Below are 23,733 nucleotides of genomic sequence, written 5' to 3' on the forward strand. Positions count from 1 at the left end.
AACAGGACTAACCACACAGGCCACTAGGGTAGGGCGCATAACCGGGCTTGCCAAGAGGCACTGCGCATTTGGATCAATAAGTTGTCAGTTTCAGCCATTGAGTCGGTGGTGGCGGCTCTTTACCGTGCCAGTCATATACCTGTCCTGGAGTGACCATGACCGCCATCTCGTATCCGCATCTGCTGGCTCCGCTCGACCTGGGCTTCACGACGCTGCGCAACCGTACCCTGATGGGCTCGATGCATACCGGGCTGGAGGAACAGCCCGGCGGTTTCGAGCGCATGGCGGCCTATTTCGCCGAGCGTGCCCGGGGCGGTGTTGGCCTGATGGTGACCGGCGGCATTGCGCCGAACGACGAAGGCGGGGTGTACTCCGGTGCCGCCAGGTTGACCACTCGCGAGGAAGCGGACCGGCACCGTATCGTGACCCGTGCGGTACAGGCGGCGGGCGGTAAAATCTGCATGCAGATCCTCCATGCCGGGCGTTATGCCTACAGCCCGAAACAAGTGGCGCCCAGTGCGATCCAGGCACCGATCAACCCGTTCAAGCCCAGGGCGCTGGACGAGGAGGGGATCGAGAAACAGATCGCCGATTTTGTCACCTGCTCGACCCTGGCCCAGTACGCGGAGTACGACGGCGTCGAGATCATGGGGTCGGAAGGCTACTTCATCAACCAGTTCCTCGTGGCCCACACCAACCAGCGTACCGACCGCTGGGGCGGCAGCTACGAGAACCGCATGCGCCTGCCGGTGGAAATCGTGCGGCGGGTGCGTGAGGCGGTCGGGCCGAATTTCATCATCATCTTCCGTCTGTCGATGCTCGACCTGGTGGAAGGCGGCAGCACCTGGGAAGAGGTGGTGCAGTTGGCCAAGGCTATCGAACGGGCCGGTGCGACCCTCATCAATACCGGGATTGGCTGGCACGAAGCGCGGATCCCGACCATCGCCACCAAGGTCCCGCGTGCGGCTTTCAGCAAGGTCACGGCCAAGTTGCGTGGCGCGGTGTCGATCCCGCTGATTACCACCAACCGTATCAATACCCCGCAAGTCGCCGAGCAGATCCTTGCCGAGGGTGACGCCGACATGGTGTCCATGGCGCGCCCGTTCCTCGCCGATCCAGATTTCGTCAACAAGGCCGCCGAAGGTCGCGCGGATGAAATCAATACCTGCATCGGCTGCAACCAGGCCTGCCTGGACCACACCTTCGGCGGCAAGCTGACCTCCTGCCTGGTCAATCCACGGGCTTGCCATGAGACCGAGCTCAACTACCTGCCGGTCACGCAGATCAAGAGGATTGCCGTGGTCGGTGCGGGACCGGCGGGCCTGGCGGCGGCGACCGTGGCCGCCGAGCGCGGGCACCGGGTCACCCTGTTCGATTCGGCCAGTGAGATCGGTGGCCAGTTCAATGTAGCCAAGCGGGTGCCGGGTAAGGCGGAGTTCTTTGAAACCCTGCGCTACTTCAAGCGCAAACTGCAGACCAGCCATGTCGAACTGCGTCTCGATACCCGCGTGGATGTCGCACAATTGCTGGCCGGGAGTTACGACGAGATCATTCTCGCTACCGGCATCGCGCCACGGCTGCCGGCGATTCGCGGGATCGACAATGCCAAGGTACTGAGCTATCTGGACGTGCTTCTGGAGCGCAAGCCGGTCGGAGCCAGGGTCGCGGTGATCGGTGCCGGTGGGATCGGTTTCGACGTGTCGGAGTTTCTCGTACACTCGGGTGTTGCCACCCGCCAGGATCGCCAGGCGTTCTGGCGCGAGTGGGGGATCGATACCCGGCTCGAGGCACGCGGCGGCGTCGCGGGGATCAAGCCTGAGCCCACTGCACCGGCGCGCCAGGTGTTCCTGTTGCAGCGCAAGGCCTCCAAGGTCGGTGATGGTTTGGGCAAGACCACCGGCTGGATTCACCGTCTCGGCTTGAAGAACAAAGGTGTGCAGATGCTCAACAGCGTCGAATACCTGAAGATCGACGATGAAGGCCTGCATATCCGTATCGGCGAGGGCGAGCCGCGGTTGTTGCCAGTGGACAACGTGATCGTCTGTGCCGGCCAGGAGCCTTTGCGCGAATTGCAGGACGGCTTGGTGGCTGCCGGGCAGAACGTGCACCTGATCGGTGGCGCGGATGTCGCGGCGGAGCTGGATGCCAAGCGTGCAATCAATCAGGGTTCGCGATTGGCCGCCGAGCTGTAACGGTGAAATCTGCCACTTTTTTGCCAGGCATGCGGCGGTGGTTGATGTTACGGCGGCTGCGCAACCGAGCATGGGCAGGCCAACCCGCCACGGAATGGGTCACTCAGCTGATAGACTGGCGGTTCCTCCTTGATGGAACCTGCGCTGATGCTGGCCTCATTCGACTGGCGTCCCCACGCTTCCCTTGAACGGCTCCATTTCGACTGGTTGGCCCAAGCCGGTGTCGAAGTGGCGGTGCTGCGCCTGGATCAGATCGACCCGCTGATCAGCGGCAATAAAGGGTTCAAGCTCAGCCATTATCTGGCGGCTGCCCATCAGACGGGCGCCAATGGGCTGATCAGTCTGGGCGGCGCCCACTCCAACCACCTTCACGCCCTGGCCGCCGCCGGCAAGCGTTTGGGCTTTTCCACGGTCGGCCTGCTGCGCGGTCATCCCGTCGACACCCCAACTGTCAGCGATCTCTCCACCTTCGGCATGGAACTGCATTGGCTCGGTTACGAGGGCTATCGTCAGCGCCACGCGCCGGGTTTTTGGGCTCCGTGGCAGGCGCGTTATCCGGGTTTTCATGCAGTGCCCGAGGGCGGCGGCGGACTGGCGGGCGCACAGGGTTGTGCGGTGTTGCCCGACATGGTCGGCGAGCAACTGGCAGCGATCGGCTGGACCGATTATCACGGCTGGTGGCTGGCGGCGGGAACCGGCACCACCGCCGCCGGATTAGTGCTGGCCGAAGCCGGCCAGCGATGGGTGCATGCAGCCTTGGCGGTGCCGGACGATCATGGCGTAGCGCCGTTGATCGCCGGGATTCTCGCAGAGGCGGGCGCCACGAACGACGGGTATGAGCTGATCGACGCCTGCCGAGGCGGCTTCGCCAAGGTCGATCCGGTACTGTTGGCGTTTATCGCCGAAAGCGAACGGCAAAGCGGCGTGCCGCTGGAGCCGCTGTATACCGGCAAGGCCCTGCTGGCCCTTCAGGGGCGGGTGCAGGCCGGGCGCTTCGAACCGGGCACACGCCTGGTGTTTGTCCATACCGGCGGCTTGCAGGGTCGTCGAGGCTTTTCCCGGTAGCTCGGCCGAGGAGAGTGATTGCTTGTATATATGGAATTTCGTATATTCGATTTCCCATCGATTAAAGCACTTTGCCATGTCCCCTGCGATCTCTCCCGTGGAGCTCTTCAAATGCCTGGCCGACGACACCCGCAGCCGGATTGCGCTGCTGGTGCTGCGCGAGGGCGAGTTGTGCGTCTGCGAGCTGATGGCTGCTCTCGAACTGAGCCAACCGAAGATTTCTCGTCACCTGGCGCAATTACGCAGTGGCGGTCTGCTGACCGACCGGCGTCAGGGGCAGTGGGTGTTTTATCGCCTGCACCCGCAATTACCGCCCTGGGTCAGCGCCCTGTTGCAGGGCACGCTCGCGGCTAATGAAACCTGGCTGACGGCGGATATCCAACGTTTGCAAGGCATGCTCGAGCGCCCGGCACGTTGCTGCTGATGACCTTCCAAAACCGTCCCGTTGAGCAAAAAGGGCATTACCCATGTTGATTGCCGTGCTGATTTTCCTGCTGACCATCACCCTGGTGATCTGGCAACCGAAGGGCCTGGGGGTGGGTTGGAGCGCGATGGTGGGGGCAGTTCTGGCCTTGATCAGCGGTGTGGTCCAGCTCAGCGATATCCCGCTGGTGTGGCAGATCATCTGGAATGCCACCGGCACCTTTATCGCGCTGATCATCATCAGCCTGCTGCTCGACGAAGCCGGTTTCTTTGCCTGGGCCGCGCTGCATGTGGCGCGCTGGGGGCGGGGGAGCGGGCGCAAGCTGTTCGCTGCCTTCGTGTTGCTGGGAGCACAGATTTCGGCGCTGTTCGCCAACGATGGCGCGGCGCTGATCCTGACGCCCATCGTGATTGCCATGCTGCTGGCGCTACGTTTTTCCAAGGCGGCGACCCTGGCTTTTGTCATGGCCGCCGGCTTTATCGCCGATACCGCAAGCCTGCCGCTGGTGGTTTCGAACCTGGTGAATATCGTCTCGGCGGACTATTTCGGCATTGGCTTCAACAGCTACGCGGCGATCATGGTGCCGGTGAACCTGGTCAGCGTGGCGGCGACCCTGGGCATCCTGCTGTGGTTTTTTCGTCGTGATATTCCGGCGCAATACGACCTCGGTCAACTGGACACACCGGCCAGCGCGATCCATGACAAGGCGACCTTTATCGCCGGCTGGTGGGTGCTGGGTATTCTCTTGATCGGGTGTTTCGCCCTTGAGCCACTGGGTATTCCCATCAGTGCCATTTCGGCGGTGTGTGCCGCTCTGCTGCTGGGCATCGCCGCCCGTGGTCATCGCATTTCCACGCGCAAGGTGCTGCGTGAGGCACCCTGGCAGATCGTGATTTTTTCCCTGGGCATGTACCTGGTGGTCTATGGCCTGCGCAACGCCGGGCTGACTACCTGGCTGGCCGGTTGGCTGGACGGGTTCGCCAGGTATGGCGTTTGGGGCGCGGCCATGGGGACCGGGCTGTTGACGGCGTTTTTGTCGTCGATCATGAACAACCTGCCGACGGTGCTGATTGGCGCCTTGTCCATCGATGCCAGCCACGCCAGCGGAGTGGTCAAGGACGCGATGATCTATGCCAACGTCATTGGTAGCGACCTGGGACCGAAGATCACGCCGATCGGCAGCCTGGCGACGCTACTCTGGCTGCATGTGCTGGAGCGCAAGGGGATTCGCATCGGTTGGGGGTATTACTTCAAGGTCGGCATCGTCCTGACCCTGCCGGTGCTGCTGGTGACCCTGGCGGCGTTGGCGCTGCGTCTGTCCGTGGGCTGACCGCGACCGGGTCGATGGTTCCCGGTACATTCGGCCAGAGGTCGGCCACCAGGAACAGCCGTTCGGCTTCCTCCCAGTTGCCTTCGCGGTTTTTTGTCAGGCGCACCAGCAGTTGTGCCGGAGCCTGGGGATCGAGCTGATTCCACCAGTCATCCAGTCGTTGTTCTGTCCAGGCCTGGTCCTCGGTGTAATGCGCCGGAGCCAACCAGGCATGACGGGGCAGGGGCTGCCAGCGCCCTGGTGGGCTCTGGAGGCGAAAGTTCGCCCAGTCGCGCTGGTGCAACCAGCGTCCGTGCAGATGCAGCGGGTGTGCGCCACGCGGTGGCCGCGAGGTGCCGGGCCAGGGATAGAGCAGGTAGCCACCGAGCCACAATTGCGCGCTGAAGGCCTGGATGCCCAGTGCCGCCAGCACTTCGCGACTTTGCGCACGGGCGGAAATCGGCAACTGGTGTTGGCTCATGTGGGCCAGCTTGATATCCAGCCGATCATGGCAGCCGGGGCCGAGCCAGCGTGCGGGATCTTCCCCCGAGCCCTGCTGCGGTCCCAGGTAGAGCTTGATCGCCAGTTCCAGATGATGCACGCCGTCACGGTCGCGCAGCAGCATATCGAGTTCGCCCAAGGTATGACCGTCGCGACGGATCGGCACGTTGGCGCCGATCAGTTCGATTCCCGGTGCCTGGCGCACCGCGAATTGCCAGAGCCGTTCGTAGTACAACCCGAGCCGACGCGTGGCTGCCAGGGCCAGCCAGTGCTGCAAGGCGCTGCTGTCGCGATCCAGTTGCCGCAGCCAGTGTTCCAGTTGTTGCGGCGCCTCGACCCAGTCGCTGCCGGCCAGTGGATGGCGCTGCGGCCACGGCGTATCGAGCAGCATCGGCGGCGCGAGAATGACCCAGGCCAAATCGCGCACTTGGGGGTGACGCAACTGTCTGGGAAGGTTGAGCAAGCCAGGGAACAGGATCATTCTGCGAGCATAGCGGGTTGGTTCGTGGCTGAAAGGATTTTGTCTCGGGCCGGGTTTCGCCCATAATCGTTCCTTTGCCTGCCGCAGAACCTTTTCAGGAGCCCCATGGAGCAATTTCGCAATATCGGCATCATTGGCCGCCTGGGCAGTTCGCAGGTGCTGGATACCGTTCGCCGCCTCAAGCGCTTTCTACTTGAGCGGCACATGCATGTGATCCTCGAAGACACCATCGCCGAAGTCCTGCCGGGCCATGGCCTGCAGACCTCGTCACGCAAGATGCTGGGCGAAGTCTGCGACATGGTCATCGTCGTCGGCGGCGACGGTAGCCTGCTGGGCGCCGCCCGTGCGCTGGCGCGGCACAATGTGCCGGTGCTGGGGATCAACCGCGGCAATCTGGGCTTTCTCACCGATATCCGTCCGGACGACCTGGAAGTCGAAGTGGCCAAGGTCCTCGATGGGCACTACCTGGTGGAAAATCGCTTCCTGTTGCAAGCCGAAGTACGCCGCCATGCGGAAGCCATTGGCCAGGGTGACGCACTGAACGACGTAGTGCTGCACCCCGGTAAGTCGACCCGAATGATCGAATTCGAGCTGTACATCGACGGCCAGTTCGTCTGCAGCCAGAAGGCCGACGGCCTGATCGTCGCCACCCCCACCGGCTCCACCGCCTATGCGCTGTCCGCCGGCGGCCCGATCATGCATCCCAAGCTCGATGCCATTGTGATTGTGCCGATGTACCCCCATACCTTGTCCAGCCGCCCCATTGTGGTGGATGGCAACAGCGAGTTGAAAATCGTCGTGTCCAAGGATATGCAGATCTACCCACAAGTCTCCTGCGACGGGCAGAACCATTTCACCTGTGCGCCGGGCGATACGGTGACCGTCAGCAAGAAATCGCAGAAACTGCGGTTGATTCATCCGTTGGGCCACAACTACTACGAAGTCTGTCGGACCAAGCTCGGCTGGGGCAGCCGGTTGGGTGGTGGAGGCGACTGATGCTCGATCCCGCGCGTGGCTACGATCTGATCGGTGATGTACACGGTTGCGCTCATACCCTTGAACATCTGCTGGACATGCTCGGCTACCACAAGCTCGATGGCCTCTGGCGCCATCCGTCGCGCATGGCGGTATTCCTCGGCGATATCATCGACCGTGGTCCGCGTATTCGCGAGGCGTTGCATATTGTCCACGACATGGTCGAGGCCGGACAGGCGCTGTGCATCATGGGCAACCATGAATTCAACGCGTTGGGTTGGATGACGCCCACGCCACCGGGCAGCGCCAAGCAGTTCGTGCGTGAACACACGCCACGCCACGCCCGCCTGCTGCAGGAAACCCTGACCCAGTTCGAACAACATCCGGGTGACTGGCAGGATTTCCTGCGCTGGTTCTACGAACTGCCGCTATTCCTCGATGCCGGGCGTTTCCGGGTGGTACATGCCTGTTGGGATGGCGGCTTGATCGAATCGTTGCGTCGGCGATATCCGGATGGGCGTATCGACGAACATTTCCTCCAGGCCTCGGCGGTGCAGGGCAGTTTTGCCAGTACGGTGTTCAACCGCCTGCTACACGGTACCGATATGCGCCTGCCGGACGGACTGACCCTGACCGGTGGCGATGGTCTGAGCCGAGCCTTCTTTCGCACCAAGTTCTGGGAAGACGACCCACAGACCTATGGCGATATCGTGTTCCAGCCCGATGCCCTGCCCGAGCGGGTGGCGAGCAAGCCGTTGTCTTCCACCGAAAAGAACGCCTTGCTGCGCTACGGCCTGGATGAGCCGATGCTGTTTGTCGGTCACTATTGGCGCAGTGGCAAACCGGCGCCGATTCGCCCCAACCTGGCCTGCCTGGATTACAGCGCAGTACTCTACGGCAAGCTGGCGGCCTACCGGCTGGACCAGGAGGCCTGTCTGGACCCGAACAAATTCGTCTGGGTCGACGTTGAACGCCCTGAGGTCCTGAAATGAGTGTGTCCGCCGTCCTGCGCCTGCCGTTGACCACCGACCTGAGCGGTTTTATCCGGTTGCTGCAACGTCTGCAGGTCCCCCATCGGATCAACGAAGAAGGCGGTGAGCAAGTGCTGTGGGTGCCGGAGTCGATCAGCACCGATGTATTGTCGCTGTATCGGCGCTTTCCCGAGGGTGATCCGCACAATCAACTGGAAGTGCCAGCAGATGCGCCGCCCATCAAGCCTCCGAGCTTTATCCAGCAGGTGCGCCAGAGCCCGATGAGCGCGTCGATCATGCTATTGAGCCTGGTCGTTGCCGCGCTCACCTTGCTCGGCGACCACTTGCAGACCCTGCACTGGTTCACCTTCCTCGATTTCCAGGTGCGAGGTGACTACATCCAATTCACGCCCCTGGCCGACGGCCTGGCGGCGGGGCAGTGGTGGCGGCTGGTGACACCGATGCTGATCCACTTCGGCTTCCTGCATATCGCCATGAACGGCATGTGGTACTGGGAACTGGGCAAGCGCATCGAACTGCGTCAGGGCGGTATCAATCTGCTGGGGCTGACGTTGCTGTTCAGCCTGGTGTCGAACTTCACGCAATATTACGTCAGCGGCCCGACCCTGTTTGGCGGCCTGTCCGGCGTGCTCTATGGCCTGCTCGGCCATTGCTGGATCTATCAGGTGCTGTCGCCGAACCCGATCTATCGTCTGCCGCGTGGCGTGCTGGCGATGATGCTGATTTGGTTGTTGGTGTGCCTCTCCGGGTTGATTTCGCTGATCGGCTTCGGCGAAATCGCCAATGGTGCCCATGTCGGCGGACTGCTCATCGGATGTTTCACCGGTTTGTTGGGCGGGCTGTGGTCCCGACGTAAACTGGCCGCCTGATTCGAATGTCTTGAAAAAATTGGAGACTTTAATGTCCTCTTTCAGCGAAATGATTGAAAACATCACCCCCGATATCTACGAGAGCCTGAAGCTGGCGGTGGAAATCGGCAAGTGGTCCGATGGCCGCAAGTTGACCGCCGAACAGCGCGAGCTATCGTTGCAGGCGATGATCGCCTGGGAAACCCAGAACCTGCCCGAAGAGCAGCGCACTGGCTACATGGGCCCGCAGGAGTGTGCCTCGAAGTCGGCACCGGTGCCCAATATCCTATTCAAGTCGGATGCCATCCATTGATCGAGATTGGCCGTGGTGCAGTCAGCAAGATGGCGGTCCGTCTGGACGAGGCGACCGTGCAATACAGCTTTCGCCTGGGTGACAGCGAGGTGGCGGTCAATCCGTTGATCGGCCAGAAGCTGCGCCTGGAGTTTCTCGGCGCCATCCATTGCATTCACTGCGGGCGCAAGACCAAAACCAGCTTCAGCCAGGGCTATTGCTACCCGTGTATGACCAAGCTGGCACAATGCGACACCTGCATCATGAGCCCGGAGCGCTGCCACTACGACGCCGGGACCTGTCGCGATCCGGCCTGGGGCGAGCGGTTCTGCATGACTGACCATGTGGTCTATCTGGCCAATTCCTCGGGAATCAAGGTCGGCATCACCCGTGCTACCCAGTTGCCGACCCGCTGGCTCGACCAGGGCGCGAGCCAGGCCTTGCCGATCGTGCGCGTGGCGACCCGCCAGCAGTCCGGTTTCGTCGAAGACCTGTTCCGCAGCCAGGTGGCCGACAAGACCAATTGGCGCGCCTTGCTCAAGGGCGATGCGCCGGAGGTGGATCTCAAGCAGGTACGCGAGCAGTTGTTCGAATCCTGCGCCGAGGGCCTGCTTGCCTTACAGGCGCGTTTTGGCTTGCAGGCGATCCAGCCGGTCCGGGATCTCGAGCCGTTGCAAATCCGTTACCCCATCGAGTCCTACCCGACCAAGATCGTCAGCTTCAATCTGGACAAGAACCCGATTGCCGAGGGCACGCTGATGGGGATCAAGGGCCAATACTTGATCTTCGACACCGGCGTGATCAATATCCGTAAATACACGGCCTACCAGCTCGCCGTGCATCAGTAGAAGGACACCCGCATGCGCACCGAACAACCGCAGATGATCTATCTGAAGGACTATCAGGCCCCCGAGTACCTGATCGACGAGACGCACCTGACCTTCGAGTTGTTCGAGGACCACACGCTGGTCCATGCGCAACTGCTGATGCGCCGTAACCCTGCGCGCAGTGAAGAGAAGGGCGCCGGTCTGCCGCCGTTGGTACTCGACGGCCAGCAGCTGGAGTTGCTGTCGGTCAGCCTGGCGGATCGCGAGCTGAGCGCCGCCGATTATCAGTTGAGCGAAAGCCACCTGACCCTGCAGCCAACCGGTGCCAGCTTCACCGTCGACACCAGCGTGCGGATCCACCCCGAAAGCAATACCGCCCTGGAAGGCCTGTACAAGTCTGGCGGGATGTTCTGTACCCAGTGCGAGGCCGAAGGATTTCGCAAGATCACCTACTACCTCGACCGTCCTGATGTGATGAGCAAGTTCACCACCACGGTGATCGCCGAGCAGCATCGCTACCCGGTGCTGCTGTCCAACGGCAACCCGCTCGACAACGGCCCGCAGGAAGACGGGCGGCACTGGGCGACCTGGCAAGACCCGTTCATGAAGCCGGCCTACCTGTTCGCCCTGGTGGCCGGTGACCTGTGGTGCGTCGAAGACAGCTTCACCACCATGAGCGGGCGCGACGTGGCGTTGCGTATCTATGTCGAACCGGAAAACATCGACAAGTGCCAGCACGCCATGAACAGCCTGAAGAAGTCCATGCGTTGGGATGAGCAGACCTATGGCCGCGAGTATGACCTGGACATCTTCATGATTGTCGCGGTCAATGATTTCAACATGGGGGCGATGGAGAACAAGGGCCTCAACATCTTTAACTCCAGCGCCGTGCTGGCCCGCGCCGAAACCGCCACCGACGCCGCACACCAGCGGGTCGAGGCTATCGTCGCCCACGAATACTTTCATAACTGGTCGGGCAACCGCGTGACCTGCCGGGACTGGTTCCAGCTGTCGCTCAAGGAAGGTTTCACGGTGTTCCGCGACGCCGGGTTCTCGGCGGACATGAACTCGCGCACCGTCAAGCGCATCCAGGATGTGGCCTACCTGCGTACCCACCAGTTTGCCGAAGACGCCGGGCCCATGGCCCACGCAGTGCGTCCAGACAGCTTTATCGAGATCTCTAACTTCTACACCCTGACCGTCTATGAGAAGGGTGCGGAAGTGGTCGGCATGATTCATACGCTGCTCGGTGCCGATGGTTTTCGCAAAGGCAGTGACCTGTACTTCGAACGCCATGACGGCCAGGCTGTGACCTGCGACGACTTCGTCAAGGCCATGGAGGACGCCAACGGCATCGACCTGACCCAATTCAAGCGTTGGTACAGCCAGGCCGGCACCCCACGCCTGGCCGTCAGCGAAAGCTACGATGCGGCGGCGAAAACCTATAGCCTGACCTTCCGCCAGAGCTGCCCGCAAACCCCGGACGAGCAGGAAAAGCTGCCGTTCGTGATTCCGGTGGAGCTTGGCCTGCTGGATGCTCACGGTGCTGAAATCGCCCTGCAACTGGCGGGCGAATCAGCTCCCGGCGCGACCCGTCGCGTGCTCTCGGTGACCGAAGTCGAGCAGACCTTCAGCTTTATCGACATCGCCGCCAAGCCGTTGCCGTCGCTGCTGCGCGGCTTCTCGGCGCCGGTGAAGCTGAGCTTCCCGTACAACCGTGATCAATTGATGTTCCTGATGCAACACGATACCGACGGCTTCAACCGTTGGGACGCCGGCCAGCAGTTGTCGGTGCAAGTGTTGCAGGAACTGATCGGCCAGCATCAGAAAGGCCAGGCCCTGGTGCTCGACTCGCGTCTGGTCGAAGCCTTGCGCAGCGTACTGGCCAACGACCGGCTGGATCAGGCCATGGTTGCCGAGATGCTCTCGTTGCCGAGCGAGGCATACCTCACTGAAATCAGTGAGGTGGCAGATGTCGATGCCATCCACGGTGCCCGTGAGTTTGCCCGCCGGCAACTCGCCGAGCAGTTGTTCGACGACCTGTGGCAGCGTTATCAGGCCAATCGCGAACGGTCGAAGAAGACCGTCTATATCGCCGAGAACGAACATTTTGCCCGGCGTGCGCTGCAGAATATCGCCTTGTCCTACCTGATGCTCAGCGGCAAACCGCAGGTGCTGGCCGCGACCCTGGAGCAGTTCGAGGCTGCCGACAACATGACCGAGCGCCTGACCGCGCTGGCGGTGTTGGTGAATTCGCCGTTCGAGGCACAAAAGGCCCTGGCGCTGGCGAGCTTCGCCGAACACTTCAAGGACAATCCGCTGGTCATGGACCAGTGGTTCAGCGTCCAGGCCGCCAGTGTCCTGCCCGGTGGCTTGCAACGGGTCAAGGCGTTGATGGAGCATCCGGCATTTACCCTGAAGAACCCGAACAAGGTGCGGGCGCTGATCGGTGCGTTTGCCGGGCAGAACCTGATCAACTTCCATGCGGCGGAGGGTTGCGGCTATCGCTTCCTGGCTGATCTGGTGATCCAGCTCAACGCCCTCAACCCGCAGATCGCCTCGCGCCTACTGGCGCCACTGACCCGCTGGCGCAAGTACGACAAGGCCCGCCAGGCACTGATGAAGGCCGAGCTGGAGCGCATCCGCAACTCAGGCGAGCTGTCGGCGGATGTCTACGAGGTTGTCAGCAAAAGCCTGGCGTAGGCCCGACAGGATAGTTTCAACCCTAGATTACCGGTTTCAGACGCACCGACAATAATGAAAACGCCTTCGAAGGCGCCCTGAAAGTCTGGATGACCGAAGGGGTTGTACGAAAACTCGCCGAGCGACGATCAGGCAGGTTTGTACAGATCACAACAATAATAATAAGAGGAAGGTCTATGAAGGATTATTGCCGTCCGCCGGTAGGGTGTCGTGTGGTGTTGTTGGCCTCGGTGTTGTCTCTGCCAGGGCTGGCGGCACTGTGCGCACCGGCCCGCGCCGCCGAGGCAGACGCTGGCGACAAGGTCTATGCCATCGAATCATCGCAGGCCGTGAAGAGCTTGCTGCTTGATGTAGGGCATGCCGGTGCCCGCCTGGTCGCCGTAGGGGATCGTGGGCACATCCTCTATTCCGATGACCAGGGCGCTAGTTGGACCCAGGCCAAGGTGCCGACCCGGCAAATGCTCACGGCGGTCTATTTTGTCGACGACCCGCATGGCTGGGCTGTTGGCCATGATGCGCAAATCCTCGCCAGCAGCGATGGCGGCGCCACCTGGAGCAAACAGTTCGAAGACCTCAAGCGCGAAGCGCCATTGCTGGACATCTGGTTCAAGGACCTCAGCACTGGCTTGGCCGTGGGTGCCTACGGTGCCTTGCTGGAAACCACCGACGGTGGTCGGCACTGGGAAGATGTCAGTGATCGCCTCGACAACGCAGACCAATACCATCTCAATGCCATTGCCGCGATCAAGGATTCCGGGCTTTTTGTCGTGGGCGAGCAGGGCAGCATGTTTCGCTCGGCCGACTGGGGCCAAACCTGGGAGCGCCTCGACGGTCCCTATCAGGGCTCGCTCTTCGGCGTAATCGCCACCGCCCAGCCGGCAAGCCTTCTGGTCTACGGTTTGCGCGGCAATCTCTACCGCTCCGGCGATTTCGGTTCGAGTTGGCAACTGGTCGAGCTGAAGGCTGGCGGTGGCGCGCTGGAGTTCGGTTTGTCCGGCGGCTCGGTGCAGGACGACGGCTCACTGGTGATTGTCGGTAACGGCGGCAGCCTGATTCGCAGCACCGATGACGGCATGACATTCAGCGTCTTCAATCGTCCCGACCGTATTTCCCTATCGGCGGTCACTGCAGCCGGCAACGGCAACCTGATCCTGGTCGGCCAGGGAGGCGCCCATCTCACCTCGGCGACGGGTGGCGAGCAGGCTCGGTAGACCGAGCAAAATAACCAGGAGGTTAGGGGCATATGAGCAGCCATCATCAGGACAAGGCGACCTTTCTTGAACGCCTGATTTTCAATCACCGCCCGGCAGTGATCGTAATCTGCCTGTTGGTCAGTGCGTTGTTGTTCTGGCAGGCCACGCTGATCCGTCCTTCGACCAGCTTCGAGAAAATGATTCCGCTCCATCATCCTTTCATTGAAAAGATGATGGAGCACCGCAACGACCTCGCCAACCTCGGCAACACGGTGCGAATCTCAGTGCAAGCCAAGGAGGGCGATATCTTCACCCAACCATACATGGAGACCCTGAGGCAGGTTAACGACGAGGTGTTCTACCTTGTCGGCGTCGACCGCTCCGGTCTCAAGTCGCTGTGGAGTCCCAGCGTGCGCTGGACCGAAGTGACGGAGGAGGGCTTTGCCGGCGGCGAGGTGATTCCACAGAGCTACAACGGTTCGACCGCCAGCCTCGAACAACTGCGCAACAACGTGCTCAAGTCCGGCCAGGTTGGGCGTTTGGTGGCCAACGACTTCAAGTCGAGCATCGTCGATATCCCGTTGCTGGAGTCTTACCCGGACCCGCGTGATCAGGGCAAGTTGCTGGCCCTCGATTACCAGAAGTTCTCCCATCAGCTTGAAGAGAAGATCCGCGACAAGTTCGAAGCGCAGAACCCCAATGTGCAGATCCATATCGTCGGTTTCGCCAAGAAGGTCGGCGACCTGATCGATGGCTTGAGCATGGTGCTGCTGTTCTTCGGCGTGGCTTTTGTCATTACTCTGGTGCTGTTGTACGGGTTCACCTGGTGTCTGCGCAGCACCATCGCGGTGTTGATCACCACGCTGGTGGCGGTGGTCTGGCAACTCGGGCTGATGCACACTGCGGGTTTCGGCCTGGATCCCTATTCGATGCTGGTGCCGTTTCTGATTTTCGCCATCGGCATTTCCCACGGCGTGCAGAAAATCAACGGCATCGCGCTGCAGTCCGGTGACGCCGACAACCCCTTGACGGCGGCGCGGCGGACCTTTCGGCAATTGTTCCTGCCGGGGATGATCGCGATCCTGGCCGACGCCGTGGGTTTTATCACCCTGTTGATCATCGATATTGGGGTGATCCGCGAACTGGCCATCGGCGCCTCCATCGGCGTGGCGGTGATCGTGTTCACCAACCTGATCCTGCTGCCCGTGGCGATCTCCTATGTCGGCATCAGCAACAAGGCCGTCGAGCGCAGCAGGAAGGACGCCACCCGCGAGCATCCGTTCTGGCGCCTGTTGGCGAATTTTGCCAGCCCGAAGGTCGCCCCGGTGTCCATCGTCCTGGCCTTGCTGGCCTTTGGCGGCGGCCTCTGGTACAGCCAGAACCTGAAGGTCGGCGATCTTGACCAGGGCGCGCCGGAGCTGCGTCCCGATTCGCGCTACAACAAGGACAACCGCTTTATCATCAACAACTACTCCACCAGCTCCGACGTGCTGGTGGTCATGGTCAAGACCGCGGTCGAAGGCTGTTCGCGTTATGCCGCCATGGCGCCGATCGACGAACTGATGTGGAAGATGCAGAACACCGAGGGCGTGCAGTCGGCGATCTCTCTGGTGAGCGTGTCCAAGCAGGTGATCAAGGGCATGAACGAGGGCAACCTGAAATGGGAAACCCTGTCGCGCAACCCCGATGTACTGAACAACTCCATCGCCCGGGCCGAGGGCTTGTACAACAACGACTGCTCCCTGGCGCCGGTGCTGGTGTTCCTCAACGACCACAAGGCCGCGACCCTGGACCGTGCGGTGCATGCGGTGTAGGACTTTGCCAGGGATAACAATCAGGATGGCCTGGAGTTTCTTCTCGCCGCCGGTAATGCCGGGATCGAGGCCGCGACCAACGAAGTGATCAAGGAGTCGGAGTTGACCATCCTGATCCTGGTGTATCTCTGTGTCGCAAGCATGTGCATGATCACTTTTCGTTCCTGGGCGGCGACCCTGTGCATCGTCCTGCCGTTGGTACTGACCTCGGTGCTCGGCAACGCCCTGATGGCTTTGATGGGCATTGGCGTGAAAGTCGCGACCTTGCCGGTGGTGGCGCTGGGCGTGGGGATCGGCGTGGATTACGGGATTTATATCCACAGTCGCCTAGAAAGTTTCCTGCGCGCTGGACTGCCCTTGCAGGAAGCCTATTACCAGACCCTGAAATCCACCGGCAAGGCGGTGCTGTTCACTGGTCTGTGCCTGGCAATCGGCGTCTGCACTTGGATCTTCTCGGCCATCAAGTTCCAGGCCGACATGGGCCTGATGCTGACCTTCATGTTGCTGTGGAACATGTTCGGCGCGCTGTGGCTGCTGCCGGCCCTGGCGCGGTTTCTGATCAAACCGGAGAAATTGGCGGGCAAGCTGGGCGGCTCGTTATTTTCCCATTGAGCGATCAGGCACTGATGCTTTGTGGTGAGTGGGCAAGCTCCATCACTGCAACGAATGGCTTTGCCTATTGTCGATATCGCCTATCATGAGTCCCTTCCCAAATACGATAGAACGCTATGACCGTCGCCACCGACACCCTGCTCAATGCTCTCAAAACCTGTGACATGCTCGAAGTCGACGGCCTGCACGCCTTCAACTTCACTCTCGACAACCACCGTCTGCTGATCGAATGCATGGATGGCCGCGCCGAGAAGCGCTGGAGCTTCACCCAGGCCCAGCTCAACGCCGCGAGCTTCGATGAAGCGCTGCAAAGCTGGACGGTCAGCGACGATTCCAGTGAGTATCGGCTGGTCTGCATGAGCGCATTCAGCGTCAAGGAAGAAAAGGACCCAGAAGATGATGATACGTAAGTGTTGGCCGTTGTTGATGGCTGACGGCATCGGTGCCATGCCGATCCTGTCGGCAGTCGCCGACACCGAGCAGTTGCTCGTGGGTTCCTACACCCAGGGCAAGAGCGAAGGTATCTACCGCCTGCAGTTCGACAGTCGCACCGGCCAGCTCGACCCCAAGCCGCTGCAGGTGGTCAAGACCGACAACCCGTCCTGGCTGACCCTGTCCGGCGATCAGCGTCGGTTGTACGTGGTCAATGAAAACGGTCCGGGCCAGAACGATCCGGTTGGCCGCGTCAGCAGCTATTCCATCGATCCCAAGAGCCATCGGCTCAAGCGGATCAACCAGGTCCCGAGCCTGGGTAACGAGCCGACTCATGCCAGCCTCAGTGGCGATCAGCGTTATCTGTTTGTCGCCAACTATTCGGTGCTGGAAGATCCGGGCGGCAGCCTCGCGGTGTTGCCGGTGGATGGCAGGGGTAAGCTGTCGCCGCCGATCCAGCTCAGTAGCCACCCGGCCAGCCTGGTCAATCTGGAACGTCAGGCCTCGGCCCATGTGCATTCGGTGGTGTCCTCGCCGGATGGGCGTTTCGTTTTCGCCAGCGACTTGGGCGCGGACAAGATCTTTGTCTACCACTATGACCCCAAGGCCAACCCGCAAATGCCGTTGACACCGGCCAAGCCGGCCTTCGTTCAATTGCCGCCGGGCAGCGGACCGCGCCACCTGCTGTTCAGCGCCGATGGCATGCACGCATGGCTGACCACGGAAATGAGCGCACAGATCACTGTGTTCGATTACCGGGACGGCAAGCTGACCCAGAAACAGCGGGTCGAGCTGGCGGACCAGCAGCCGCTTGCGGACAAAGCCGCCGCCGCCCTGCATGCCTCCAAGGATGGTAAGTTCCTCTATGTCAGCAACCGCGGCAGCGCCAACCAGTTGCTGGTGTTCGCCATCGACCCGGCCAGCGGTGAGTTGAAGGCGTTGCAACGGCGTTCAGTAGAAGGCGATCATCCACGGGAATTCACCCTGGACCCGAGCGGCAGGTTCCTGCTGGTGGCCAATCAGAAGAGCAACGAGATCGTAGTAATCGAGCGGGATACCCACACCGGCTTGCTCGGCAAGACCGTGCAGAGCCTGCCGTTCGATGCCCCGAGCTACCTCGGTTTCCTGCTGCGACAATAGACCGCGGCCCCCGTGCTATCGGGGGACTTGCACTTCTATTAATGACGCTGATATCGGCTACTGATGCAATGAATTTCAACGTGGTCACCCACGGATGTACTTTTGACTCACGGCCTGAAAGGGCAAGCAAGCCAACTGACATTTGAGGATTTACCCCGATGAACTTCAACCTCTTTTCCATCATCGCCGCTTCTGCGATCTCGGCTACCGTGGCTCTGCCAGCCAGTGCCAACGTCGAAATCACCGACAAAAAAGCCCACACCCAGAGCTACACCCCCAAATACCTGCAACAGAGTGCCAACTTCTACGCCGCCCTGGACCATAAAGCCCAGCACTGAGCGCTTAACCACACTATAACGCCGGATCGAATGCACCTCTTCGTTTGGATGGTTTGAGAACTATCTGGTCAAAAGAGTGAATTCGCTCCGGCGTTGCCGTGTGCGTCATGGTATTTGCAGTTATCGATTGAATTTCTATCGTCATGTCATATGGCCATGTGTTTAAATCTGACGCTTGTTTATTGACTTGCACCCCACACAGGGATCAATACCATGGTTATGCGTCTGGCCGTCGTGCTGCTGTTTCTCTATTCCACGCCTGTCCTGTCCGCCGCCGTCTGCGACACCAGCGATAGCCTTCGCGGACCTTCGCCTGAGTTGCCGGGAAACTGATCGTCGCACAGCGATTAGATTAATAGTGTTGATAGCGACTATTTAAATAGTTAACTATTTATTCTAGCGGTTATGATCGACTCTACAGGCCTGCCATTTGCCTGTGGAGAACACCATGGCCAGCTCTCTTTTGACTTCCGCCAGACACGGCGCCTACATCGCTATCAGCTTGTATGTGGCGATGGTATTGCTCGTCAGCCTGTCCTCCTTGACCGACGCTTCAAGTGATATGTCGCTGCAGATGGCGGCACCGGTCCTTCAAACCGAACATAAGGTTCAGTCTGTCGGAGCGTTTGAGCACGGCGCTGAATCCGGGGTGTAAAACCCGGTGTGACGCTGGCTGCCGCCATGTGGGCGGACCTGCGCGTGGGGCTTCATTTCACTTGCAAAGTGCTCAGCCCGTTGCCCTGGCGCCGTACCTGGATCTGTACCGGGATTCGTTCATGCATTTCCTGCACGTGGGAAATCACCGCAACCTTGCGTCCCTGGGCCTGCAGGCCGTCGAGCGCCTCCATCGCCAGTTGCAGGGACTCCGGGTCGAGGCTGCCGAAGCCTTCATCGATAAACAGCGACTCGATCTTCAGTGTGCTCGATGCCATGGACGCGAGCCCTAGCGCCAGCGCCAGCGACACGAGGAAGGTCTCGCCACCGGACAACGAATGCACCGAGCGCAGTTCGTCGCCCATTTCGATGTCCATCACCAGCAGCCCGAGCAGGCTGCCACCGCGCTTGAGGCGATAACGACGTACCAATTGCCGCAACTGTGCGTTGGCGTGATGGACCAGCAAGTCAAGGTTATAGGCCTGGGCCAGCTTGCGGAAACGGTCGCCGGTGGCCGAGCCGATCAGGGCATCCAGGCGCGCCCAACGCTGGTACTCGCCATCGGCGGCGGCGATTTGCCCGGCCAGGGCCTGATTGACGTTCTGTCGGCGCTGGTCCTCGCTCTGTTCGGCCCGCAGCTCGGCACATAGTTGTTCCGTCGTGCTGAACTGTGTCTGCAACTCGGCGAGTGCGCTGACTAGTTGTGCGGCGTCGAGGTTGCTGTTGTGTTGCGCCTGATGTTCAAGCAGGCGCTGGTCACGTTCCTGCAACACCACTTTGGCTTGTTCGATGGCTTTTTCATGGTGCTGCAAGCGCTGGCGCAGTTCGTCGACCTGGCTGTCATCAAGGCCGAGTAGGCTTTCGAGACCGCCATCGTCCAGCTCGGGATGACCGGCACGCCAGTCATCAATCTTGCCGGCCAGCTCATGGGCCTCATGCTCCAGCGCCTCCAGGCGCTGCTGTTGCGCCTTGCACTCGGCGGCGATTTGTACAAGCTGCGTGCGCAGTTCCTGCAACGCCTGGGTGGTAGTGGTTTCGGCCATGCGGGCCTGGTCTACGGTTTGTTCCAGTTGCTGCTGCCAATGCTCGGCGCTGGTGTGCTCGCCGAGCAGTTGGCCAAGTTGCTGCTGGCTGGCCTGTTGTTGCTCGGCCAGGACCTTGAACTGCTGACGGGCGCTTTCCAGTTGCTGTTCGCGACTCTGCTGGCGGTCCTGTTCCTTCTCCAGGGTCTGCTGGCGTTGTTGTTGCTCGGCGAGCTCGTCGCTCTGTTGCTCAAGCTGTTGCAGTCGCTCGGCGATCTGCCGGTCAAGCTGGATAAAGGTCGCTGCCGGTTCGTTGCGCAGAGCTTCCAGTGTGGACGCCGGTAGCAGCGCGCTGAAGGCCTGCAACTCTTCGTCCAGGCGCTGGCGGTCGCTGCTCAGTTCCCGCTGTTGGTTGCTCAACCGTTGGGCGGCCTGCTGATGCGCGGTTTCAGTCTGGCGCAGTTGCTGTATCAGGCGCGCGGCATCCTGTTGCAGGGTGAGCAGGGCGTTCTGGCGCTGTTCGTCCTGGCTCAGGCTCTGGTTCAACTGGCTAGCCTGCCGGGCGAGCCAGGCATCGCGCTGGTCGGCTGCCAGGTCAAGCAGTTGCGTCGCCAGCGGATGGGCTTCGAGGCTCGGTGCCAGGGCCTGCTGCTGCTCCGTCAGTTGTTCCTGTTGTTGCCGCAGTTCTTTTTGCTGGGCGATCAGCCCACCGACTTCGGCACGCAGTTCGCCGAGTTGTTCCTTGAGCCGGTCCACCAAGGCCTGGGCATGGGCCTGTTCGCTCTCATCATGACGACCGAGGCTCTGCAGCAGGGCTTCGGGCTGATAATAAGGATGCTCATGACTGCCACAGACCGGGCATGGCTGGTCCTTTTGCAACTGCGCACGCAGCTCTTCGACACTGGCACTGCGCGCCAGGCGCTGGCGCTCCAGCAGTTCGCGGGTGACGTTGAAGGTCTGTTCAGCCACCGTTAGCTCGGCCTTGGTCTTGACCCCCTCCTGGGTCAGGCGCTCGCGTTCCTGCTGGGCCTGGAGCAGGCGTTGTTGTAGCTCGGCGCTGCGCTTGTCCAGTTCCTGCTGGCCGGACCAGAGCCGAGTCAGGTCTTCGATGGCGCGCAGTTGCTTGCGGTTGTCCTGTAGCAGGCCGCCGAGGATGCCGATCTGCTCGACCACGGCATCTGGTTCGGCGGCGGCTTCCTGATAGAGCACTTGCAGTTGTTGTTTCTGTTCGCTCAGCGTTTGTGCGGCCTGGTCGGCAGTGTGTGCCAGGCTCGCCAGTTCCGCCTGGCCCTGGTTGAGCCGGTTACCGATCAGCATCAACTGTTGCAGGCGGTCGCGGTAGGCATTCCAGGCGTCACTCAAGGGCGCCAGATGGACACTTTGCGCAAGTTCAGCGGCGACCCGCTGCAGGCGCCCGGCGACCTGTCGTTGCTGATCGAGCAGAGCCTGAATCGTCTTCTGGCCCTCAATGCAAGCCTGTTCGGCTACGTCTTGTGCTTGCGCGCCAAGCAGAGCGTCCCTGGCCAGGCGAGTGAGACTGCTCTGCTCTTCAAAGGCCTGGCGCAGCAAGGGAACACTGCTGTTGTGCTGTTGTTGTGCGGCTATCAAGGCTGATTGGGCCGCCGCAAGGCTGTGCTCCAGTTGGCCCTGGCGTTCGCTCAACGCGCTGTGCTGTTGGGTGTGGTGGGCGATTTGCTCCGCCAGGGGCGTCAGCAGGTTATCGACTTCGCGCTGGCGAGCGAACTGATGCCGTTGCGGGGCGAGCTGTTCCAGGCGCGTCAGTTTCAGGCGTTCGTCGGCCAGCCCTTGCCACTCTTGCTGGACGCTTTCCAGCCGCTCGGCGGCGGCCCGTTGTACGTCCTGTAATTGGTGCAAGTCCTTGAGCCAGGCTTGTTGCTGCTCAAGCTGGCGCAGTTGTGCCTTCTGCAGCTCGAGCCGCTGCTGTGCAGCGTTGAAGCGCTCGTCGAGTTCGGCGCGCGCCTCAATAGGCAGGGGGGTGACGCCGCTGGCCTGGTCCTGCAACTGCTTGCAGGTCTCGCGGGCTTGCTTGGTCTTGTCGAAGGCGCGGCGGCCGAGGCGGGTATACAGCGCCGTGTCGGTGAGTTTTTCCAGCAGTTCGCTGCGTTCGTTGTCGTCGGCCTTGAGAAAGGCGCTGAATTCGCTCTGGGCCAGCAGCACGGCGCGGGTGAACTGCTCGAAATTGAGCCCCAGGCAAGCTTCGAGCTGGGCTTTGTATTCGCCTTTCTGGCTGGCCAGCAACTGGTCGCTGTCGAGGTCGCGCAGGCTCTGGCGACTGGCCTGTAGTTTGCCATTGGCCTTGTCCCGAGCCCGATTGGCCTCCCAGCGAGCACGATAGCGGCGGCCATCGATACCGACAAAATCCACCTCGGCAAAGCCGGCGCCGGTGCCGCGACGCAACAGGGTGCGCGGGTCGCCGGTAGCGATTTCACCGTCGGCGTCGGGCACCTTGGCGTCCCGCGAGGCGTTGTTCAGGCGCGGCACGGCACCGAACAGCGCCAGGCAGAGGGCATCGAGCAGAGTGCTCTTGCCGGCGCCGGTTGGCCCGGTAATGGCAAACAGACCGGCGCTGACCAGCGGCTGCGCGGTAAAGTCCAGCTCGAAGGGGCCTGCCAGGGAGGCGAGGTTCTTCAGGCGAATGGCGAGGATCTTCATGGCTGTTCGCCCTCCCACTGAACTTCCCGCAGGAGTTCGGCAAAGTCGTTGAGGGTCTGCTCGTCGACTGCATTGCCATAGCTGTCCTGCCAGGCACGGCAGAACAACTGCTGGGGGCTGAGTTGGTCGAGGTCGATCAACCGCTCAGGGTCATCGTCGCGGTCGCTCCTGCCGCCTGCGTATTCGGCGGCGATGCGCACCAGGCGCACAGCCTTGCCCTGCAGAGCGGTTTCCACCCGCTGACGCAGGTCCGGTTGTGGCTCGTCGAGGCACAACCGCACTTCCAGCCAGGGTTGGCGTTGCAGGTCGGCCAGCAGGTCGACGTTCGGCAATTCGGCGAGCTTTTCCAGCATCTCGGCGAACGGTAGCGGACCCAGGCGTTGCAGGTTCACGGCGCGCGGGATCAACCGCGGTTCGACACTGACCAGGGTTTCGCCGTCGAGGACGATATCAAGGATCTGGTGTTGATAGCCGATTTCCGAGAATGACAACGGGATCGGCGAGCCGCTATAACGAATGCGCTCTTCGCCGTTGACCTTCTGCGGCTTGTGCAGGTGGCCCAGGGCAACATAGCTGACACTGGCATCGAACAGGCTGGCGGGCAGGGCTTCGGCAGTACCGATGATCAGGCTGCGTTCGGAATCTTGCGAGACCGAGCCGCCGGCCATGTGCGCATGGCTGATGGCGATCAGTGCCTGTCCCGGTTGGCGTTTGGCATTAGCCGCCTCGATCAGCCAGCGATGGACCTGAGCGATGCCACGCAGGTAGTCGTCGCCCAGTTGCATGCCGGTGACTTCGGCCGGGCGCAGGAAGGGCAGTGCCAGGCCCCAGGCGGCGATGTTGCCACGGGCGTCGGGCAGCGGGATCAGCAGGCGTTCGCTGTCGAGCCGACCGTCGTCGAGCCACAGCACCCGGCCCAGGGCATGGGTACGCAGGCGCCGCATCAACGGTGCGGGCAGCTCGATTCGCGAGCCGGAGTCGTGGTTGCCGGCGATCATCACGATGGTCAGCAGCGGCTGCTGTTCGTGGGCTCCGACGATAAAGTCGTAGAGGCGTTCCTGGGCTTTGACCGGCGGGTTGACGGTGTCGAAGATATCACCGGCGATCAGCAGCACATCCGGCTGTTGGCTGGCGAGCTGGGCGAGCAGCCAGGTCAGGAAGCAGGCGTGTTCGAAATCCCGCTCCTGGCCATGAAGGTTCTGACCCAGGTGCCAGTCGGAGGTATGAAACAGGCGCAAGGCAAACT

Annotated in this window: 18 protein-coding genes and 1 pseudogene; 16 read left to right on the plus strand and 3 right to left on the minus strand. The window is 61.4% G+C overall.

Going from position 1 to position 23,733, the window contains the following annotated elements:
• Nucleotides 1–155 precede the first annotated feature (155 nt).
• From BMX68_RS08900 to BMX68_RS08915, 4 genes are all read left to right on the plus strand, one after another.
• Nucleotides 156–2,192, plus strand: a complete 2,037-nt coding sequence (locus BMX68_RS08900; RefSeq protein ID WP_060783668.1) for an NADPH-dependent 2,4-dienoyl-CoA reductase — start codon at nt 156–158, stop codon at nt 2,190–2,192.
• 147 nt (nt 2,193–2,339) lie between these two features.
• Nucleotides 2,340–3,257, plus strand: a complete 918-nt coding sequence (locus tag BMX68_RS08905) for a 1-aminocyclopropane-1-carboxylate deaminase/D-cysteine desulfhydrase (RefSeq protein WP_017133600.1) — start codon at nt 2,340–2,342, stop codon at nt 3,255–3,257.
• 76 nt (nt 3,258–3,333) lie between these two features.
• Nucleotides 3,334–3,681 (plus strand): metalloregulator ArsR/SmtB family transcription factor, encoded by a 348-nt coding sequence (locus BMX68_RS08910; RefSeq protein ID WP_017133599.1) that lies wholly within the window; start codon nt 3,334–3,336, stop codon nt 3,679–3,681.
• Between the two features lie 43 nt (nt 3,682–3,724).
• Nucleotides 3,725–5,011 carry an arsenic transporter gene (locus tag BMX68_RS08915; protein ID WP_017133598.1) on the plus strand — a complete coding sequence of 429 codons (1,287 nt, stop codon included), beginning with the start codon at nt 3,725–3,727 and terminating at the stop codon, nt 5,009–5,011.
• On the opposite strand, the gene BMX68_RS08920 is transcribed toward BMX68_RS08915, so the two are convergent.
• Nucleotides 4,932–6,086, minus strand: a complete 1,155-nt coding sequence (locus BMX68_RS08920) for a DUF1853 family protein (protein ID WP_439896037.1) — start codon at nt 6,084–6,086, stop codon at nt 4,932–4,934. The genes BMX68_RS08915 and BMX68_RS08920 overlap by 80 nt on opposite strands.
• Here BMX68_RS08920 and BMX68_RS08925 point away from each other — a divergent pair.
• The 12 genes and pseudogenes from BMX68_RS08925 (at nt 6,078) to BMX68_RS08980 (ending at nt 18,793) form a co-directional block, all read left to right on the plus strand.
• Entirely contained in the window at nt 6,078–6,968 is an 891-nt protein-coding gene (locus BMX68_RS08925; protein WP_017133596.1) for an NAD(+) kinase, read from the plus strand. The genes BMX68_RS08920 and BMX68_RS08925 overlap by 9 nt on opposite strands.
• On the plus strand, nt 6,968–7,939 hold the full coding sequence (locus BMX68_RS08930; protein WP_017133595.1) for a metallophosphoesterase: 972 nt from the start codon (nt 6,968–6,970) through the stop codon (nt 7,937–7,939). The genes BMX68_RS08925 and BMX68_RS08930 overlap by 1 nt, the downstream gene beginning before the upstream one ends.
• Nucleotides 7,936–8,808: a rhomboid family intramembrane serine protease gene (locus tag BMX68_RS08935; RefSeq protein WP_017133594.1), complete on the plus strand. Its 873-nt coding sequence runs from the start codon at nt 7,936–7,938 to the stop codon at nt 8,806–8,808. The genes BMX68_RS08930 and BMX68_RS08935 overlap by 4 nt, the downstream gene beginning before the upstream one ends.
• Before the next feature lie 31 nt (nt 8,809–8,839).
• Nucleotides 8,840–9,100, plus strand: a complete 261-nt coding sequence (locus BMX68_RS08940) for a YeaC family protein (protein WP_017133593.1) — start codon at nt 8,840–8,842, stop codon at nt 9,098–9,100.
• On the plus strand, nt 9,097–9,927 hold the full coding sequence (locus BMX68_RS08945; RefSeq protein ID WP_017133592.1) for a DUF2797 domain-containing protein: 831 nt from the start codon (nt 9,097–9,099) through the stop codon (nt 9,925–9,927). The genes BMX68_RS08940 and BMX68_RS08945 overlap by 4 nt, the downstream gene beginning before the upstream one ends.
• A gap of 12 nt (nt 9,928–9,939) precedes the next feature.
• Nucleotides 9,940–12,609 (plus strand): aminopeptidase N, encoded by a 2,670-nt coding sequence (gene pepN / locus BMX68_RS08950; RefSeq protein ID WP_017133591.1) that lies wholly within the window; start codon nt 9,940–9,942, stop codon nt 12,607–12,609.
• Between the two features lie 176 nt (nt 12,610–12,785).
• The gene (locus BMX68_RS08955) at nt 12,786–13,820 is read left to right on the plus strand and encodes a WD40/YVTN/BNR-like repeat-containing protein (protein WP_017133590.1); all 1,035 of its coding nucleotides are present in this window, start codon (nt 12,786–12,788) and stop codon (nt 13,818–13,820) included.
• A gap of 32 nt (nt 13,821–13,852) precedes the next feature.
• Nucleotides 13,853–16,228, plus strand: a pseudogene (locus BMX68_RS08960) (efflux RND transporter permease subunit).
• Between the two features lie 116 nt (nt 16,229–16,344).
• Nucleotides 16,345–16,638, plus strand: coding sequence for a DUF5629 family protein (locus BMX68_RS08965; RefSeq protein ID WP_017133587.1), 294 nt, complete (start codon nt 16,345–16,347; stop codon nt 16,636–16,638).
• On the plus strand, nt 16,625–17,800 hold the full coding sequence (locus BMX68_RS08970) for a lactonase family protein (protein ID WP_017133586.1): 1,176 nt from the start codon (nt 16,625–16,627) through the stop codon (nt 17,798–17,800). Before BMX68_RS08965 ends, BMX68_RS08970 begins: the two co-directional genes overlap by 14 nt.
• 158 nt (nt 17,801–17,958) lie before the next feature.
• Complete coding sequence (locus BMX68_RS08975; RefSeq protein WP_017133585.1) at nt 17,959–18,138, plus strand: hypothetical protein; 180 nt, start codon at nt 17,959–17,961, stop codon at nt 18,136–18,138.
• Nucleotides 18,139–18,586: 448 nt separating this feature from the next.
• On the plus strand, nt 18,587–18,793 hold the full coding sequence (locus BMX68_RS08980; protein ID WP_017133584.1) for a hypothetical protein: 207 nt from the start codon (nt 18,587–18,589) through the stop codon (nt 18,791–18,793).
• A 52-nt stretch (nt 18,794–18,845) separates the two neighbouring features.
• Here BMX68_RS08980 and BMX68_RS08985 read toward each other — a convergent pair whose 3' ends face one another.
• Both BMX68_RS08985 and BMX68_RS08990 read right to left on the minus strand, forming a co-directional pair.
• Nucleotides 18,846–22,487: an AAA family ATPase gene (locus tag BMX68_RS08985; protein WP_017133583.1), complete on the minus strand. Its 3,642-nt coding sequence runs from the start codon at nt 22,485–22,487 to the stop codon at nt 18,846–18,848.
• Nucleotides 22,484–23,725, minus strand: coding sequence for an exonuclease SbcCD subunit D C-terminal domain-containing protein (locus BMX68_RS08990; RefSeq protein WP_017133582.1), 1,242 nt, complete (start codon nt 23,723–23,725; stop codon nt 22,484–22,486). The genes BMX68_RS08985 and BMX68_RS08990 overlap by 4 nt, the downstream gene beginning before the upstream one ends.
• Between the last annotated feature and the right edge of the window lie 8 nt (nt 23,726–23,733).

Origin of the sequence: Pseudomonas agarici, assembly GCF_900109755.1 — a bacterium.
GTDB classification, from domain to species: domain Bacteria; phylum Pseudomonadota; class Gammaproteobacteria; order Pseudomonadales; family Pseudomonadaceae; genus Aquipseudomonas; species Aquipseudomonas agarici.